The organism is Martinezella sp. CNPSo 3964, from assembly GCF_057784375.1.
Genome location: NZ_JBXSOW010000008.1, coordinates 170,711 through 187,135, shown reverse-complemented (window position 1 = coordinate 187,135; position 16,425 = coordinate 170,711). Strand labels below are relative to the sequence as shown.

At 58.2% G+C, this 16,425-nt stretch carries 12 protein-coding genes; 9 read left to right on the top strand and 3 right to left on the bottom strand.

Translation table 11 applies throughout. The features are described from left to right. Nucleotides 1-23 precede the first annotated feature (23 nt). From AC13Q5_RS23990 to AC13Q5_RS23975, 4 genes are all read left to right on the top strand, one after another. A complete protein-coding gene (locus tag AC13Q5_RS23990; protein ID WP_488503393.1) occupies nucleotides 24-1,283 on the top strand; it encodes an SfnB family sulfur acquisition oxidoreductase in 1,260 nt (419 codons plus the stop codon). Between the two features lie 11 nt (nucleotides 1,284-1,294). Beyond that, on the top strand, nucleotides 1,295-2,533 hold the full coding sequence (locus tag AC13Q5_RS23985) for an SfnB family sulfur acquisition oxidoreductase (RefSeq protein ID WP_488503392.1): 1,239 nt from the start codon (nucleotides 1,295-1,297) through the stop codon (nucleotides 2,531-2,533). A 19-nt stretch (nucleotides 2,534-2,552) separates the two neighbouring features. After that, nucleotides 2,553-3,911, top strand: coding sequence for an LLM class flavin-dependent oxidoreductase (locus AC13Q5_RS23980; protein WP_488503391.1), 1,359 nt, complete (start codon nucleotides 2,553-2,555; stop codon nucleotides 3,909-3,911). A 388-nt stretch (nucleotides 3,912-4,299) separates the two neighbouring features. Beyond that, the gene (locus AC13Q5_RS23975; RefSeq protein WP_075854762.1) at nucleotides 4,300-4,590 is read left to right on the top strand and encodes an HU family DNA-binding protein; all 291 of its coding nucleotides are present in this window, start codon (nucleotides 4,300-4,302) and stop codon (nucleotides 4,588-4,590) included. 102 nt (nucleotides 4,591-4,692) lie between these two features. Here the strand turns inward: AC13Q5_RS23975 and cysE are convergent, their stop codons facing one another. After that, a complete protein-coding gene (gene cysE / locus AC13Q5_RS23970) occupies nucleotides 4,693-5,541 on the bottom strand; it encodes a serine O-acetyltransferase (RefSeq protein WP_488503390.1) in 849 nt (282 codons plus the stop codon). 323 nt (nucleotides 5,542-5,864) lie between these two features. On the opposite strand from cysE, the gene AC13Q5_RS23965 reads away from it, so the two are divergent. The 5 genes from AC13Q5_RS23965 to AC13Q5_RS23945 all read left to right on the top strand — a co-directional run bounded on the left by AC13Q5_RS23965 (nucleotide 5,865) and on the right by AC13Q5_RS23945 (nucleotide 13,889). Then, nucleotides 5,865-7,271 (top strand): FAD/NAD(P)-binding protein, encoded by a 1,407-nt coding sequence (locus AC13Q5_RS23965; RefSeq protein ID WP_457879277.1) that lies wholly within the window; start codon nucleotides 5,865-5,867, stop codon nucleotides 7,269-7,271. Nucleotides 7,272-8,348: 1,077 nt separating this feature from the next. Further along, a complete protein-coding gene (locus AC13Q5_RS23960) occupies nucleotides 8,349-9,743 on the top strand; it encodes a TolC family outer membrane protein (RefSeq protein WP_488503389.1) in 1,395 nt (464 codons plus the stop codon). Nucleotides 9,744-9,772: 29 nt separating this feature from the next. After that, a complete protein-coding gene (locus tag AC13Q5_RS23955) occupies nucleotides 9,773-11,926 on the top strand; it encodes a type I secretion system permease/ATPase (RefSeq protein ID WP_488503388.1) in 2,154 nt (717 codons plus the stop codon). Further along, the gene (locus tag AC13Q5_RS23950; protein ID WP_488503387.1) at nucleotides 11,923-13,227 is read left to right on the top strand and encodes an HlyD family type I secretion periplasmic adaptor subunit; all 1,305 of its coding nucleotides are present in this window, start codon (nucleotides 11,923-11,925) and stop codon (nucleotides 13,225-13,227) included. The genes AC13Q5_RS23955 and AC13Q5_RS23950 overlap by 4 nt, the downstream gene beginning before the upstream one ends. 8 nt (nucleotides 13,228-13,235) lie before the next feature. Next, complete coding sequence (locus AC13Q5_RS23945) at nucleotides 13,236-13,889, top strand: ribbon-helix-helix domain-containing protein (protein ID WP_488503386.1); 654 nt, start codon at nucleotides 13,236-13,238, stop codon at nucleotides 13,887-13,889. 60 nt (nucleotides 13,890-13,949) lie between these two features. Here AC13Q5_RS23945 and AC13Q5_RS23940 read toward each other — a convergent pair whose 3' ends face one another. After that, on the bottom strand, nucleotides 13,950-14,900 hold the full coding sequence (locus tag AC13Q5_RS23940; RefSeq protein WP_488503385.1) for a transglutaminase-like cysteine peptidase: 951 nt from the start codon (nucleotides 14,898-14,900) through the stop codon (nucleotides 13,950-13,952). A 257-nt stretch (nucleotides 14,901-15,157) separates the two neighbouring features. Then, a complete protein-coding gene (locus AC13Q5_RS23935; protein WP_488503384.1) occupies nucleotides 15,158-16,369 on the bottom strand; it encodes a type 1 periplasmic-binding domain-containing protein in 1,212 nt (403 codons plus the stop codon). Nucleotides 16,370-16,425: the final 56 nt, after the last annotated feature.

The following is a 16,425-nucleotide window of genomic DNA, read 5'->3' as shown; positions in this document are numbered from 1 at the left end:
CGATAATGTATCCGGAGAATCCCATGACTGAACGCGATGCTGTGCCGGCTGCGACCGGGTCGCAAGAGGAAGGTGCCGTCAGGCGCCCGTTGCCGCCGCGCACTCCGCATTTGATCCGCTCGGATGCCGAGGCGCTGGAGATCGCTCATGACCTGGCGGCGCGTTTTGCCGTGGGTGCTGCCGAGCGTGACCGCGATCGTCGTCTTCCCTGGGACGAAGTGGAGGAATATACCGCAAGCGGCCTCGGCGGTATCACCGTGCCGAAGGAATTCGGAGGCGCCGAAGTTTCCTGCGTAACGCTTGCCAGGGTCTTCGAAATCCTCTGTGCGGCCGATCCCGCTCTCGGTCAGATTCCGCAGAACCAGTTCGGCGTGCTGGCGCTGCTGCGCGATGTGGGCTCGCAGGAGCAGAAGGCCCGTATCTACGGCGATATTCTTGCCGGCTATCGTATCGGCAATGCCGGACCGGAGCGTGGGCAGAAGGCGGTCAACCACAGCTCAACTCGCCTCATTCGCCGGGCAGATGGGTTGAGATTGACCGGGCGGCGCTTCTACTCCACCGGCGCCATCTTTGCTCATTGGATTCCGACGCGCGCCGTAGACGATGACGGGCGGGCAGTCCAGGTCTGGGCCGCGTTCGATGCGCCGGGCGTGCGCGTCATCGACGACTGGTCCTCTTTCGGCCAGCGCACGACGGCGAGCGGATCGGTAGAGTTTACCGACGTACCGGTGGACGAAGCCCTGGTTTTCCCCGTCTGGTCCTATGCGAACAGGCCAGGGGTATCCGGTCCCGTCTCGCAGCTCATTCAAGCAGCGATCGATTCCGGCATAGCGGCGGCCGCGGTCACCGAGGCCATGGCCTTTGTCCGCGATCACGCAAGGCCCTGGATGGATTCGGGCCTTCAGTCGGCCTGCGACGATCCGACGATCCTCCATGAAATCGGCGACCTCCATACGGATCTACACGCAGCGCAATCACTTCTTTACGAAGCCGCGGCTGTTATAGATGAGGTGGCAAAGGTGCCTGTTACCGAGGCGGGGAGTGCCAGAGCGTCCGTCGCCGTTGCCGAGGCCAAGATATTGACCACGGAAGTCGCATTGCAGGCGGCCGAAAAACTCTTTGATGTCGCAGGATCGGCAGCGACGCGGGAGGCCCATAATCTTGATCGGCATTGGCGAAATGCGCGCGTGCACACGCTTCACGACCCCGTACGCTGGAAATATCATCTGCTCGGCAATTATCAGCTCAACGGCATATTCCCAGCCCACCATCAATGGAACTAGCGAGGAAAGCCGTGACCGACACCGATTTTCGCATCCCGGTCGAACCCGCGCCGGCACCGCTGCGGCAACCTGATCTCATCACCGGTGACGACCAGGCCATCGAGGTTGCGACTGCCTTGGCTACGGAACTTGCCGCCGGCAGCGCCGAACGCGACAGGGATCGCATCCTGCCATGGCGTGAACTGGAGCGTTTCAGCGAAACTGGCCTGTGGGGCATCACCGTGCCGCGCGAATTTGGTGGTGCGGGAGCATCGACGCACACACTGTCCAAGACGATCGCCATTATCGGTGCCGCCGATGGATCGCTGGCGCAGATCCCCCAAAATCATTTCTACGCGCTTGAAGTCCTGCGGGTCGGAGCATCGGCTGAGCAGCAGCGTTTTTTCTTCGGGCGCGTGCTGGCGGGTGAACGCTTCGGCAACGCGCTGGCGGAAATAGGTCAGCGCGATTTCAAGCGGCGAACCCGGCTCTTTCGCGAGACGGGAAAATGGCTTGTTCACGGACGGAAATTTTACTGCACGGGGGCGATTTACGCACACTGGATTCCGACTCTTGTCATTGCGCAAGAGGATGAGAAAGACGTCACCTACCTCGCCTTCATTCCGCGGAGTGCACCCGGCGTGACGGTCATCGACGATTGGGACGGTTTCGGTCAGAGGGTTACCGGAAGTGGCTCTGTCGAATTCGACAGGGTTGAGATCGAGCCCGAATGGATTGTCCCGTTTCAATCATCTTTTGAGCGACCGACGACGATCGGCCCGGTCGCACAAATCATGCATGCGGCCATCGATCTCGGAATAGGGCAGGGCGCCTATCGGGAAATGTTGCGGTTCATCCGCGAACGGGCTCGACCCTGGCTGGATTCCAAGGTCGAACAAGCGTCCGAAGATCCGCTGACGCTGCAAAATGTTGGAAATGTCTGGTTGCGGCTGCGTGCGGCGGAAGGCTTGCTGAGACGAGCCGCGGAGCTGACGGATGCGGCTCGCGCAGATATGACAGAGGATAGCGTTGCGCGTGCCTCGATCGCGGTCGCCGAAGCGAAGATATTGGCGACCAAGGCGAGCCTGCTTGCCGCCAACAAGCTGTTCGAACTGTCGGGTACGTCGTCGACGCTTTCGGACGACAATTTCGACCGTTATTGGCGCAACGCCCGCACACATACGCTGCATGACCCGGTGCGCTGGAAATATCAGGCCATCGGCAATTACTATCTCAATGGCAAACGACCACCGCGCCATGGCGCGATCTGAAATCGGAATAGCGAACAAGATGACGGCCAAGAAAAAGCAGATATTGCTCAATGCGTTCAACATGAACTGTGTCGGGCACATCAATCATGGGCTATGGGCGCATCCAAGGGACCAATCCCATCGCTACAAGACACTAGACTATTGGACGTCGCTTGCCGCCACGCTCGAACGCGGGCTGTTCGACGGCATCTTTCTTGCCGACATCTTGGGCGTCTACGACGTGTACCAGGGCTCCGTCGATCTGACACTGCGTGAATCCATCCAATTGCCGGTCAACGATCCCCTGTTGCTCGTTTCCGCCATGGCTGCTGTGACGCAACACCTTGGTTTCGGTGTCACCGTCAATGCCAGCGCCGACGCGCCGTATATTTTCGCCAGGCGAATCTCGACCCTGGACCATCTGACCAGCGGCCGCATCGGCTGGAACATCGTGACGGGCTACCTCGACAGCGCTGCGCGTGGGCTGGGCCTTGAGAGCCAGATCGAGCATGACGGCCGCTATGATCGCGCCGACGACTATCTCGATCTGCTCTACAAGCTCTGGGAGGGAAGCTGGGAGGACGACGCGGTCTTGATCGACAAGGAAAAGCGTATCTATGCCGATCCATCAAAGGTGCATGCGATCGACCATCGAGGGCCGTTCTACCGCTCGCAGGCCTATCACCTGGCCGAACCGTCGCTCCAGCGCACGCCGGTTCTCTATCAGGCTGGAACTTCTGGCCGCGGGAAGCAGTTTGCAGCGCGCCACGCGGAATGCATCTTCATCGCCGCCCCCGACAAGAGCGCAGCCCGGGCGGCCTCTCGTTCGCTGCGCGAAGCCGTTGTCGCGGCGGGCCGAAAGCCGGAAGACATAAAGATCTTCCTCGGCATCACCGTGATAACCGATCGGTCCGCCACGGCGGCACGGGAGAAGCATGCAGAGTATCTGCGCTATGCCAATCCGGAGGCGGGGCTTGCGCATTTTTCGGCCAGTACGGGCATTGATTTTTCGCGATACGATCTCGATGAGACCATCAGCTACGGCAAGTCCAACGCCAGCCAATCGGCAACGCAGATCGCTCAACAGCGTGGCTGGACAAAGCGGCAGTTGTTGCAGGAGCTTGCCATGGGTGGGCGTTATCCGGTCATCGTCGGCGATGCCGCGGCAGTTGCCGACGAGCTTTCGTCGTGGATGGATGAAGGCGAGATCGACGGCTTCAATCTCACCCGTACGGTGGTGCCGGAGAGCTTTGAGGACTTTATCGACATTGTGGTGCCGGTCCTTCAAGAGCGCGGTCTCTATAAAACCGGTTATGAACAGGGCTCGCTTCGCAGAAAGCTTTTCGGTGAAGGTGACAGATTGCCAGATCACCACATAGGTTCATCCTTTCGCCGATGATCGGCCCAAGCCTGTAACGAGCATGCAGTGACTGCAGGTCCCTGGAAGCCGCGGATCGCCGGCCATGACGTTTCCGTTACGAATGCAAACGTGGACGCGATCAGGGACAATGAATGGGCCGGAATTGGAACGCGATTTCCAAACCGCCACACAAGTTAGCACAGAATGGAATATGCCGATCCAGTGCCCGCCTCTATAGTCTATTAAAATTATAGACTATAGAGGCGGGCGCCATGCGTGGGTTTTATCTGACAGGGATCATTGTCTCCGGGAATATCGCAATGTCAGCCATATTGTTCGGCCTGACACTGGCTCGCGACAGGTTTGATCCGCGTTCACAACAGCTAAACCAGCGTCGTCTGATGCCGCGCGTTCGATGAGGTCGCAAGTGCTGAAATCTGAACTTGTTTTAAGCGTTGCGGCTAGCCATCCCTACCTTCGATTTCAGGAGGTAGAGCTTATCGTCGAGACAGTACTGGATGAAATAACCGAGACCCTTGCCGAAGGCGGAAGGGTTGAATTGCGTGGGTTTGGCGTTTTTTCCGTTCGCAACAGATCGGCGCATCCTGCTCTCAACCCGAAGAACGGTCAGCAGGTCTTGGTCGACGAGAAATGGGTTCCTTTCTTTCGCATGGGAAAGAACCTGTTTGACCGGCTCAATCAGGACCCGCTGCCATAGGAACTATCAGTGCTGGTCGCGGAGTTTCCTTGCGGTTTTGGGTGCCTCGCAAGCTGCGACCGGCGCGAATAGCCCCTCAAGGAATCCAAAAGTGCATGTAGTTCAAATGACATATTCCGGTTCCAGCAATGTCTGGTCCATAGTAATGCCTGGCAGGACGGAGTGCCGTTTTCCCACGGGACGGGCAGGGACACCGGCAACGGAGGTATATGGTTCGACGGAGCTGACGACGACACTGCCGGCTCCGACTTTTGCACCTTCGCCAATCTCGATGTTTCCGAGAATCGTGGCTCCCGCTCCGATGAGTGCGCCGCGGCGAACTTTCGGATGACGGTCGCCGGCCTCCTTGCCCGTGCCGCCCAGGGTAACATTTTGCAGGATGGATACGTCGTCTTCGACGACCGCAGTCTCACCAATAACCAGCCCGCTCCCGTGATCGAGCATTACACTCCTGCCCATCCTTGCCGCGGGGTGAATATCGACGCCGAACACTTCTGAAATTCGGCTCTGAAGATGCCTTGCCAAGTGTACTCGGTTATGGTGCCAGAGCCAGTGGGCGACGCGCTGTCCCTGAAGAGCAATAAAGCCTTTGAAATAAAGAAACGGCACAAGAATTTCGCTGTTGGAAGGGTCGCGGTCCTTGATGGCAACTAGATCCGCGGCAGCATCGGATACGAGATTGGCCTTGCCGACAAAGGCCTGCGCGACCACTGAAATCAGCTCGTCATGGTCGAGATCATGATTGGCAAGCTTAAGCGCGATACGTTGCGCCAATGCCTGAGCGAAACTCGCATGATAGAGAATGGAAGAATTCAGAGCTCGGGTAAGTGACGGATCGCTGTGGGAGGCTGAAACGGCCTCGCGGCAGAGCTCGCTCCACACAGCGGCCACCTGCGGCGACCGCGAGGGTTCAGCGGACAGTTTGCTCAGGCCAAACAGAAGACCTGCCATTGAAATCTCTTTTCCATTTCAGTTTGTTTCATAACAGCGAACGATGTTCCTGGCATCCGCCTAAGCAATATTAGCGGCTGCGGCACAAAAGGGATCTCACGGATCGCCTATAGTTGTCGAAGCTCGAGAATTTATTTTCTCTATTTCACGCCATCGGCGGATTATCGGCACAGGGCTATGCGCAGCCGCGGCCAGTTTCCGATCGTTCACTGTCGGCCGCCATGGTTTCCACATGCACTTGGAAGGAGGGCTTGCCGACGAATAAATAATTTCTATAATTTTTATAGAGATTGATGCCGGGCAGCTTTGGGAAGGGCCGAACCATGACACTTCTGTCGCCGCATATTTCGAACTCGCAAAATGAGGATGTTGGTCGCATAGCGAAGATCGCTATCGTCGGCCGAGGGTTTTCCGGGATCATGACAGCAATCGCATTGTTGCGGCATGTTGAAGGTCCTTTCCACCTGGTACTATTCGATCCCCGACCGAAGATCGACATTGGCGAGGCGTTGCGGCAATCCTCCACGAGTGTTTTGACAAGCCGTGTTCGCGATCTCTCCGTTGACCGCGCCGATCCGGCTGATTTTCGCCGCTGGCTACAGGAGGAGGCGGAAGACGATCATAACCGCGCCATCGATACTGAGGAAATCGACGATCTATTTGTGCCAGGCGAGATTTTTCGGACCTATGTCTATGATCGCTTTTCCAAGGCGCTGACAAAACGAATCGACGTGGTCATACAATTCTTGCCCGACAGGGTTACCTCGATCGAGCAAGGGGAAGGCGGTGCCTTTTCAGTCTTGACCGACGCAGGCCAGAACGCTCGCTTCGATGCGGTCTTCCTGTGCACCGGATATGGGCTCCGAGAAGGATCGGGTACTTCGGCAGTGCCAAGCGGCGGTGCTCATCGCGCAATCGTCATAGGTGCGGGCATCCAGGCGGTCGACAAGGCCTTGACGCTGCTGGACGGCGGTGAGGCATCTCAGGTTACCTTGATTTCGGAGTCAGGCTTTTTGCCTCAATCGCATGCCAGCAAGGCCCAGGGCTCGCTCCTGGCTGCACAAGCCATTCCCCGGACCCTGCGCGGCGCGTTTCGCTTTCTGCGACAGGCTGCAATAAGCGCTGATAGCCAGGGTCTCGGGTGGCAAGGTATCATGAACGGCTTTCGCTTGCAGGCTCGCGAGCTTTGGCACGATCTGACGCCAGACGAGCGCAGACGCTTCAAACGCCATGTTCAGGCCGTTTACGATAGCCATCGCAATCGCTTGCCGCCGGAACATTATCAACGGCTGCATCGGGCAATTGATGAGGGTACGCTCGCCGTCAAAAGAGGCAGGGTGGATCGAATTGCCGTCAATGGCGTGTTGGTTTCCACGTCTGCCGATTTTGAGGTCATGGCCGCAGATGTTGTTATCGATTGCCGCCTCCGCTCGGCAGGCACCGAGAGCGCCTTGATCCGCGCAATCGTTGAGGCTGGTCTGGCAACGAGCGACGAACTCGGGATCGGCATCATCGTCGACGAATGCGGGCAGACGAAAGATGCTCCCAAATCGCGTCGAGGTTTGTTTGCGATAGGGCCACTCGGATTGGGCAGCGTGCCCGACGTCGACCTGGTGCCTCAGATTGTTGAACAAAGCTGCTTGGCAGCGGTATCGGTCAATGCGTGGCTCGCCGACCAAGCGCGTGAGCCTCTGCCCGCCAAGGGATTTTCGCCACAGCGCCAGACATAGGATGCTTTCAAAGTGATCCCATCGTCACGTTGAAGAACGTGCATGGTTCGTATCGGTTCAAGAGCCAACTAGAATGGACTTGGTACCGGGCATCGAATTTGTTGATCTTCGGTCACGCCTGTAAGAAGGTGTGTGGCTTGTTGTCGGTTAATACCCGCAAGCCGCGCGAGCGGCACAACTCGGGCTGTATGGCGAGCGAGCCAAGAGCTGATGCAGGTATCCAACGATCGAATTGTCGTCGTCCCGGAGCTTCGGCGCTCTCCTAAGGCGATAGATCCAAAAATCTTGGTCCGATCAAAAATGGACGGCGACAGTTAACGTCGCTGGCCTTAGCGTCGCGGCAATCGACGGATCGCGACGGTGAAAGTCGGTGGGGCGATTCGGTTCGCTCAGTCTTTCAGTGTCGAAGGAATTCGTAATATGACTGCCATTCACCTTGTTAATCGACCCGAGGGTGGTGGCGCTTCGACATTCACCAGCGGGTCGAACGGCGGCGCCACGCCCACATTGTTCATTGGGGATCCCTGCTTCGGCGGCATCGCCGCTTCGTTTGGAGATGATGTGGCCTGCGTCAATGGCCGATACAATAGGCCCGACTTACGGATCTTGGGTTGGGGCGGCTATATCCAAGGAGGTTTTGGCCCCTTCAGTCTTCGAAGTGTGGTGGATCGCGCTTCGATGTCGCCCATGCATCAGGGTAGATCCGTATGCCGATGAGTCCTTTCTAATATTTCTGAGCTTTCTTAGTGCTTAAGTTTAGTTGTGACGCGGCGTGGTAGCGTAGATCATGTAAATTCTCTGTATGGTTGAATGGTATGCTTGTTGCGTCCATGCAACACGGACATAATGACTGTGAATAGTCCAAAAATAGTCAATAGATTTCTACCGCAAAGGCTTGCGGTCTCCGATATTAACTGTTTCAGGAGATTAAAGTGGAATCTATTTTGCAAATATACGTGAGTTCGTCTACGGTTGTAGATGAATAAGATTTATAGAATGTATCTACAAAGTATAGTTTGGGGAAGGAACGCAGTTTTGGCTTATAAGATGCGATTGATGGCGGCAATCGGGATTTCGATGGCCATGAGTCCTTTATCCAGTGGTTCTGCTGGCGCTATGACGCTGCAGCAGGCGATTGAAAAGACCATGAAAACCAACCCGCAGATCATGCAGGCGGCGCAGGATCGGGAAGCAACCGAGTTTCAGCTGCGTCAAGCGAGGGGGCTTTACTTGCCATCGGTCGACCTCGAGTCTGGCTATGGTCGCCGTAGACTCTCGGATGTCACGTCCGGAGCGTTGTCGCGCACCCATGATTACCTGAATCCCTCTGACGTAAGCTTGACCATTACTCAGACGTTGTTTGACGGCGGCGACCGCAAGGCACAGAAGGACAAGCAGGCCGCTCGTGTCGACGGTGCATCCTTTCGTGTTCAACAGCGCTCGGAAGCCTTAGCGCTGGAAGTGACCCAGGATTATCTTGAATATCAGCTGCAGATGGAGATCGTCGCGGCTGCTGAAAAGAACGTCGGCTTCCACAAGCAGATGGTTGGCAACATCGAGGATAGCATCAAGGGCGGTGCCCTGACCGATGCCGATCGTCTTCAGGGCCGTGAGCGCCTGCAGGCTGCCAATGCCCGTCTTCAGGAAGCAAAGAAAGAGCTCGACGCGACGAAGATCCGCTTCCTTCAGGTCGTCGGCGAGCCGATCAGCAATGCCAATCGCCCGGCATCCGTGTCCCGCTACCTGCCGAAGACGCTCGATGATGCGGTCTTCATCGCCCAGAAGAACAACCCGCAGATTTCGTCGGCCAAGGCTGACGTCAATGCCGCCGACGCCGATGTCCGCGGTTCCAAGTCTGCATTCCTGCCGCGGCTCGACCTCGTCGGCAGCGCCCGCATCGGTGACGATGTCGACGGCAACAAGGGTAACACCAGCGACGTCCAGGTCGGTGTTGTCGCCAAGTGGAACCTCTATCACGGTGGTATCGATACGGCCCATCAGCAGGAGATGGTTCGTCGTGCGGCCGAACAGCGTTTCGCGCTGAGCCAGACCTACCGTGAAGTCGATGAATCTGTCCGCTCGGCCTGGAGCGAGCGTACCAACCAGGGCCAGCTGGCTCATATACTAGATGGGCAGGAAAAGACAAATGCTCAGCTCGTGACATCCTATCGCGAGCAATTCAAGGTCGGTCAGCGCTCGTTGCTGGATCTGCTGGATGCCCAGAACACCCGCTTCAACACCGAGGTTTTGGCCAAGACGGCGGAAGTCGCATCGCTCTTTGCCGAATACAAGATCCTTGCAGCATCAGGCAGCCTGTTGTCGACGATGAAGCTGAAGCCGGTCGATCAGGCGACGCCTTATGCCCGTGATCAGTTCGCTGTTTCGTCGAATACGGCTGATCCCGGGTATACAAAATACGACTCGCATCAGAAGCCCGGCCTGCCGATGGATCTGCTCGAGCCGATTCGTTAATCGTTGCGTTCCGAACTGGATAGTCCTCCATGTTAAACGTAGCACCTGACGTGTCTGCGGACGTATCTTTGCGGACTTTCAAGTCGGCATTTAAATCGGTCGCTGCGTTCTATGGTCGCCCGAACTCGGATACTGTGCTGTTTTCGGGCACTCCGGACGAAATTCTGGAAGTCATGGAACTGGACGATGTCGAACGGCTGTCGGAACGCGTCGGGCTGCAGGTCCTGAAGCATACGGAACGAGATTGCCGTCTGGGCAATTTCGACTGTCCCGCCATCGTCACCTTTGCTGATGGTGGCGTTCTGCCGTTGCTCGAAATGACCGAAAGCGGTTCTTACGTTACCGATATTGCACCGGTCGCCGGCACTGCAACCCGTTTGACGCGGGAGGAGCTCGCTGCGCTCAATCCGCAATCGGCATTTGCCTTCACGCTCTATTATCAGAACTCTTCGGAAGAAGCGCGCGTCGGCCATGCGATGGAGATCGAGAAGCGGCACTGGCTGGCAACGGCGCTGGTGCCCTACTGGCGCACCTATGCCCGCGTCATGCTGGCGGCGCTGTTCATCAATGTCATCGCGCTGGCGTCGCCGCTCTTCACCATGAACGTCTACGATCGGGTCCTGCCAAACAAGGCGTTCCCCACGCTCTGGGTGCTGACCGCCGGCATCTCGCTGGCCTATCTCTTCGATTTTCTGCTGAAGACAGCCCGCGCATCGCTGATCGACTATGCGGGTCGCAAGGCGGATCTGCGGCTGTCGCAGCTGATCTTCGACAAGATCCTGAATTCGACGCTGGCCTCCCGCCCGATGTCGACCGGAGAATATGCCAACCGCGTGACGCAATATGAATTCGTGCGCGAATTCTTCACTTCAAGCACGATCGGCGTGCTGATCGACAGCCTCTTCGTCGTGATCTTCCTGATCGTCATCTATTTGATCGCCGGCTGGCTCGTGGTCATTCCAGCCGTCGCTTTCGTCCTGTCGGTGGTAATCGGCCTCGTCGCCCAGGCCCAGATCGGCAAGCGCATGGCGACGGCGACGAACGAGGCATCGCGCCGTCAGTCGCTGCTCGTCGAGACCATCTCGACGATCGAGACGTTAAAGAGCCTGCGCGCGGAGGCAACGATGTTGCGTCGCTGGCAGGAACTGACGAAATATTCGAGCCGCACCAGCGAGGACATCAAGCACATCTCGTCAAATGCCATGAACATGACGATGTTCCTGCAGCAGATGGTCAGCGTACTCATCGTCGTTGCGGGTACGTATGAATTTGCCGACGGCAAAATCGCCATGGGTGCGATCGTCGCGACAGTCATGCTGGCGAGCCGCGCGGGTGCACCCTTCGGGCAGATTGCGATGACGCTGGCCCGCTTCCGCCAGGCCACCATGTCGCTGCGCATTCTCGACAAGATCATGGAGCAGCCTGATGATCGCCCGTCGACCGTCGGCTTCGTCAACCGGGAGATCCGTAACGGCGGATTCAGCTTCCAGAACGTTTCCTTCCAATATCCAGGCTCTGACCAGGCGGTCATCAATCAGCTCTCCTTCACGGTTGCGCCCGGCGAAAAGATCGGGATCATCGGCCGCATCGGTTCAGGCAAGACGACGCTCGGCCGGCTTCTCGACGGGCTGTTCCAGCCGGCCAGCGGCCGCGTCCTGATCGATGGCGTCGATATACGCCAGTATCATGTGGCGGAGGTGCGCTCCGCTGTAGCTGTCGCCGGCCAATCGTCGGACCTGTTCTCGGGCACAGTGAAGGAAAATCTGCTGCTCGGCCGGGCTGACGCCAGCGACGAGGAACTGTTGGCTGTCTCGCGCATGACCGGCGTCGAAGAGTTCGTTGCTCTTCACCCACGCGGTTTCGACATGCCGGTCGGCGAGCGCGGCGCAAACCTCTCGAACGGCCAGAAGCAGGCATTGACCATAGCCCGCCTGCTCCTGACGCGGCCGAAGATCGTCTTTCTTGACGAGCCGTCGGGGGCAATGGATTTGGCGAGTGAACGTCATCTGATCAGCAAGCTGACCAATGCATTCGGCCCGCAAACGACGTTGCTGGTAGCAACCCATCGTCACAGCATGCTGGAGCTGATCGACCGGTTGATCGTCATCGATAAGGGCCGCATCATCGCCGATGGACCGAAAAACGCCGTCATCGAGGCGATGCAGCGCAAGGCGGTGCAATGATGCGTGCCTCTCACAGCAATGTCCACGACAATCCTCCGTTGTTCGCGCGGCTGATCCTTGGCCTTTGCGCCTTGATGATCGTTGCTTTCGTCGCCTGGGCCGCCTTCGCCGACATCGACGAGATCGCACGCGGCGAGGGGAAGGTGATACCGGTATCGAAGACGCAGATCGTGCAATCGTCCGAGCCCGGTATCGTCCAGCAGATCAATGTCAATCTCGGCCAGATCGTCCACAAGGGCGATATTCTGGTCCAGCTCGACAATACAACGACAGCATCGACGCTTGGTGAATCGGTTGCCAAGGCTCGCACACTCGGTGCAAAAGTTGAGCGCCTGGCCCTGGAGGAGGCGGGCGCCTTCGACGCACAGTTCGTCTGCCCGGCCGATATTCTTGCCGCAGCGAAAAACGTCTGCGACAACGAGGAAAAGCTCTTCGAGGCCGATCGTGCTTCCTATAAAAACAAGCTTGATGTTCTCGATCAGCGCCTGAAGCAACATCAGAACGAGCTGGATGAAGCCCACGCCAACATAGATCGCCTGACACAGAATATCGCCGGCGCCCAGAAGCAATATGATCTGCTGAAACCTCTCGGTGAGAAAAAGCTCGTTGCCCAAACTGAAGTTCTCAAGGTCCAACGAGACCTTGTCGACCTGCAGGGACAGCTTAAAGTCTATGTCGAAAGCCTCGATCGCTTGCAGGCGGCCGTCAAGGAGGCGACACTGCAGACTACCGACCTTGGACTGCAGCTGCGCCAGCAGGCCCTGACCGACAAGGGGCAGGCACTGTCTGAACTTTCCGTCGTCGACGAGACGATCCGCGGGGCATCCGATCGGGTCAAACATACGGATATCCGGTCTCCGGTCGATGGCATCGTCAATACGCTGGAGGTCAACACGATCGGCGCCTATGTCGACGCCGGCAAGGTCATCGCCGGTGTCGTCCCGACAGCGGACACTCTGCTGATCGAGGCGAAGATTTCACCGCGCGACGTTGCTTTCGTGCGCATCGACCAGCCGGCAGTCATCAAGATCTCGGCCTATGATTTCTCGATCTTCGGTGCTCTGGACGGTAAAGTCGTCAACGTCTCGGCCGACAGCCTCGTCGAAAAAGACAAGAATGAAACCTATTACCTCGTGCGCATCAAGACCGACAAATCGGCATTGGAGCGAGACGGCAAGCAGTATCCGATCATCCCCGGCATGGTGGCCTCGGCCGAGATCATGACCGGTCGCAAGACGATCCTGACCTATCTGATGAAGCCGATCAACAAGGCGCGCTCCGAAGCGCTGACGGAACGGTGAGGGCGGTCATGCGCAAGGGAGCCGGGAAAGACGAAGCTGCGATGATAGTCCGGGAAGAAGCCTTGCCATCGGTCGATGGTGATGAGCTGGAGCCACGTTTCCGCGCCGTAACCGGCGGCGGCGAGCGTCGCGGCATTCGCCTGGAACGTATCTATTGGGATGGTCTCGGACGAATGTCGGAGGCTGGCGGCATCAGCATCGGTGATCTGGTTTCCAACACGGCCGCTGAAATGCCGGAAACGGGCAATCTGACGTCCCTGCTGCGCGTGCTGAGCTTCAAATGGGCGCTGAACCGTCTCGATGCCATCGAGGATGTCGCGTCGCTAACCAATCTCAACGCCGTCCTTCAGGCGTCGCCGACGCCCGCCGTGGTGCTGACGCAAGAGCGCGGGATCAAGCTCTTCAACGATGCCTTCCTGAAGATGCTGCGCCATCGCTTGCCGCTGATCGACGATGTCCAGCAGACGGCGCGCACGTTGCGCCTGTCGATCGACACCCAGATCCAGGAGGTGCTCTCCGTCCTATCGCTCAATCGCGGTAAGACATTGAACACTGGTTTCAAGATTGGCCTGGGTTCGCAATCGCTGACAGGCCAGATCAATCTGGCGTTGGCGCCGACGCACGAGGCGTTGATGCTGATCGGCTATCTTTCCGTCTATTGAGAATGCGATCGCTTTAGTTACGCGCCGCGCTCGCCCCGGAAGGCCGGGAGGCGAGTTTGGTCAGTGGACCTCACCTTCGCCGGGGATCACCTTGGCGAGCGGCATTGCGGCGGCAACCGCTTGTGCACGAGGATCGCGCGAACCGTGCAGATAGCCGCGACCTGCGACAATCGAATAGAGCGGCAGATATTCCGCAATCCGCTTGTCGGACAAAACCTCGTCGCGCATGTTGTCGAGGATAAGATTGTTGCCGTTGACGGAGACCGACAGGACGGCGTGGTAGAAATGGCGCTGCTGATCGAAGAGGACGACCAGAGTCATGTGGTCGAGATCGACGCCCGCCTTGTAGAGTGCGGCCATCTTCAGGATGGCGTAGTCCTCGCAGTCGCCCTGCTGATGCGACAGAGCTTCGCTCGGTTTCGCCCAGTAATCCGCCACATGATAGGTTTGCATGTCGCTCGCGTAGCGGATCGCATGGTTGACGGTGAAATTGATGGTGTTGATCTTGTCGCGGATCGAGGCGTCGGCAATCTTCGCCTCAGCGTTCGCGATGGCGGTTGCAGCGGCGTTGCATCCATTTGCACCGCAATCCAGCGATTTGCCCGACCGGATTTCGGCGAGCGGACCTGCGAAATTGTTAAGCGCGGCAAGATGTTTGAAGGGAATGGCGACAGTTCCGAACACAGAGTCGCCGAGGGGAGCGTTGCTCGGCTTTGCGGGACGCACCGGCTCGGATGCGGTCAGGTCATTGTGTGGAAGGCCACCCGGCGCGACGGTGAAGCTTTGGTTCAAAGCAGCCAGGTCGACGCCGCTGATTGCCTTGGCGGCGTTTCCGATGGTAGGCGCAAAGAGATCGATGGCAGTATCGACCAGCGGGTCTTGGAGCAGCTTGATGACAGGGCGGACGGTATCGCCGGTTGCCGCCATGCTGATGGTCGGTGACGATAGACCTAGGGCAAAGGAAGCTGCAGCAAGTGCTGCAAGTATATTTTTTTTGTTCTTGCGTTCCATCGGCGCATTGTTCTCCCTGGTTGAGAGAATAATGCGTGACACTTCTGAATATGACGTTCGAAAACGTAGATAAATTAAGTATAAATTAAGCGATCAAATAAGTATAAAATTCGACGGTCTTCGGTTGGAAACTATTAAGGATGATATCGTCCGGAGTGCCAAAGTGATCTTTCCGCAGGACGCCGGGTCGTTGAAGCGGCGCTATCGCAATGGCGCCACACCGCAACACATTGGGCGCTCTGTGAGACCGGTTTGCTTCAGAACGACTGCGAGGGCTGCTTGGAAACCTTCAGCTTGCCGCCGTCGATCGTATTGATCACCATCTTGCGCTCCACCGCGCCGGAGGCAGAGAAGCGGAAGAGCCCGGTCGTGCCGCGGAAGCCGACCTTGTTCATAAGGTTGGCGGGGGTTACGGCTTGTGGTCCCTGCGAACGGATGAGGCCGGAGGCGATTGCCATGGCGTCATAACCGTAGGCAGCGGACGTCGTCAGCGGGTGGTTGAAGTGGCGCTGATAGCGCTCGGCAATGAGCCCGCTGCTTTGCGTATCGTCGGTCGCGACGAAGGCACCCGTCACAGCCGGCGTTGCATAGACCGATTGCGGCCAGTCGTTGGTGCCGACCAGCGCCTGGCCGGGAATGGCGGCGCTGCGCACGGCGCTTGCCACCATACCGATTTCCGCTGTATCACCGAGGATGACCACTATCTCTGCCGACTGTATGAGCGGCCGGTTCTTGGTCAGGATATCAGCGGCCTGGTCGCTTGAGCCGTAGCGGCCAAAGCCCATGAAAGTGTTGCCGCTGTTCCAGATGGCGCTGCCCAATCGTGTTGTATCGGCTTGAGAAAAGTCGGCGGGCACCAGCGCCGATACCTTCTTGTGACCGCCGGGACCGGCCACCTTGACGCCTTCCGTTGCGCTGTCGATCTCGTCCGAGGCGAGGTTGAAAACGTCGCCGCCGGTCGTCGCCGTCGCGCGCGCCAGGTTAAGTAACGGCGGGCGCTGGGCAGGGGGGATGGCAGCTATGGAAGCAGTCTCGGCCGGCGGCAGATAGCTGACAATCAAAGCGGCATTTCGGCCCTTGGCCGCCGTAACCTGTGCGGTGACGCCGGCAAGGCCGGGGCCGACATCCTTGACACGTAGTCGAACCTGATTGTTGCCGAGTTCGCCGACGCCAAGCACCGCCCCGTCGCGTATGTCGCGGGATGCACCTTCGTAGAGACCGGCCGCGCCCTTGCGCAGCAGCAGCGTGATTTCCGTGCCGCTGTCGCCGCCGTAGGTCTCTTCAATGGCGGTGGACGGCATTTTTATGTCGTCCTTCTTGCTGTTGTTCTCCAGCCCGACGCCGTCCATCTGACAGCTGGCGAGGCCAGCACAGAGGATCAGGGCCGCACCGCGCGCCGGTCGCCGATGCGGTTTGCGCGGCAGCCACTCGGTCAAAAGGCTCAACGAAAGGCTGATCGCAAACGGCACAACGACTCCCCCGATTCTCTACAGCAGGCCGCAACAGCCTACGGGGCCGCATTTGC

Coding starts and splice junctions, on each gene's coding strand:
- AC13Q5_RS23990 (WP_488503393.1), top strand. CDS start 24: ATGACTGAACGCGATGCTGTGCCGGCTGCGACCGGGTCGCAAGAGGAA.
- AC13Q5_RS23980 (WP_488503391.1), top strand. CDS start 2,553: ATGACGGCCAAGAAAAAGCAGATATTGCTCAATGCGTTCAACATGAAC.
- cysE (WP_488503390.1), bottom strand. CDS start 5,541: ATGGCAGGTCTTCTGTTTGGCCTGAGCAAACTGTCCGCTGAACCCTCG.
- AC13Q5_RS23965 (WP_457879277.1), top strand. CDS start 5,865: ATGACACTTCTGTCGCCGCATATTTCGAACTCGCAAAATGAGGATGTT.
- AC13Q5_RS23960 (WP_488503389.1), top strand. CDS start 8,349: ATGGCCATGAGTCCTTTATCCAGTGGTTCTGCTGGCGCTATGACGCTG.
- AC13Q5_RS23955 (WP_488503388.1), top strand. CDS start 9,773: ATGTTAAACGTAGCACCTGACGTGTCTGCGGACGTATCTTTGCGGACT.
- AC13Q5_RS23950 (WP_488503387.1), top strand. CDS start 11,923: ATGATGCGTGCCTCTCACAGCAATGTCCACGACAATCCTCCGTTGTTC.
- AC13Q5_RS23945 (WP_488503386.1), top strand. CDS start 13,236: ATGCGCAAGGGAGCCGGGAAAGACGAAGCTGCGATGATAGTCCGGGAA.
- AC13Q5_RS23940 (WP_488503385.1), bottom strand. CDS start 14,900: ATGGAACGCAAGAACAAAAAAAATATACTTGCAGCACTTGCTGCAGCT.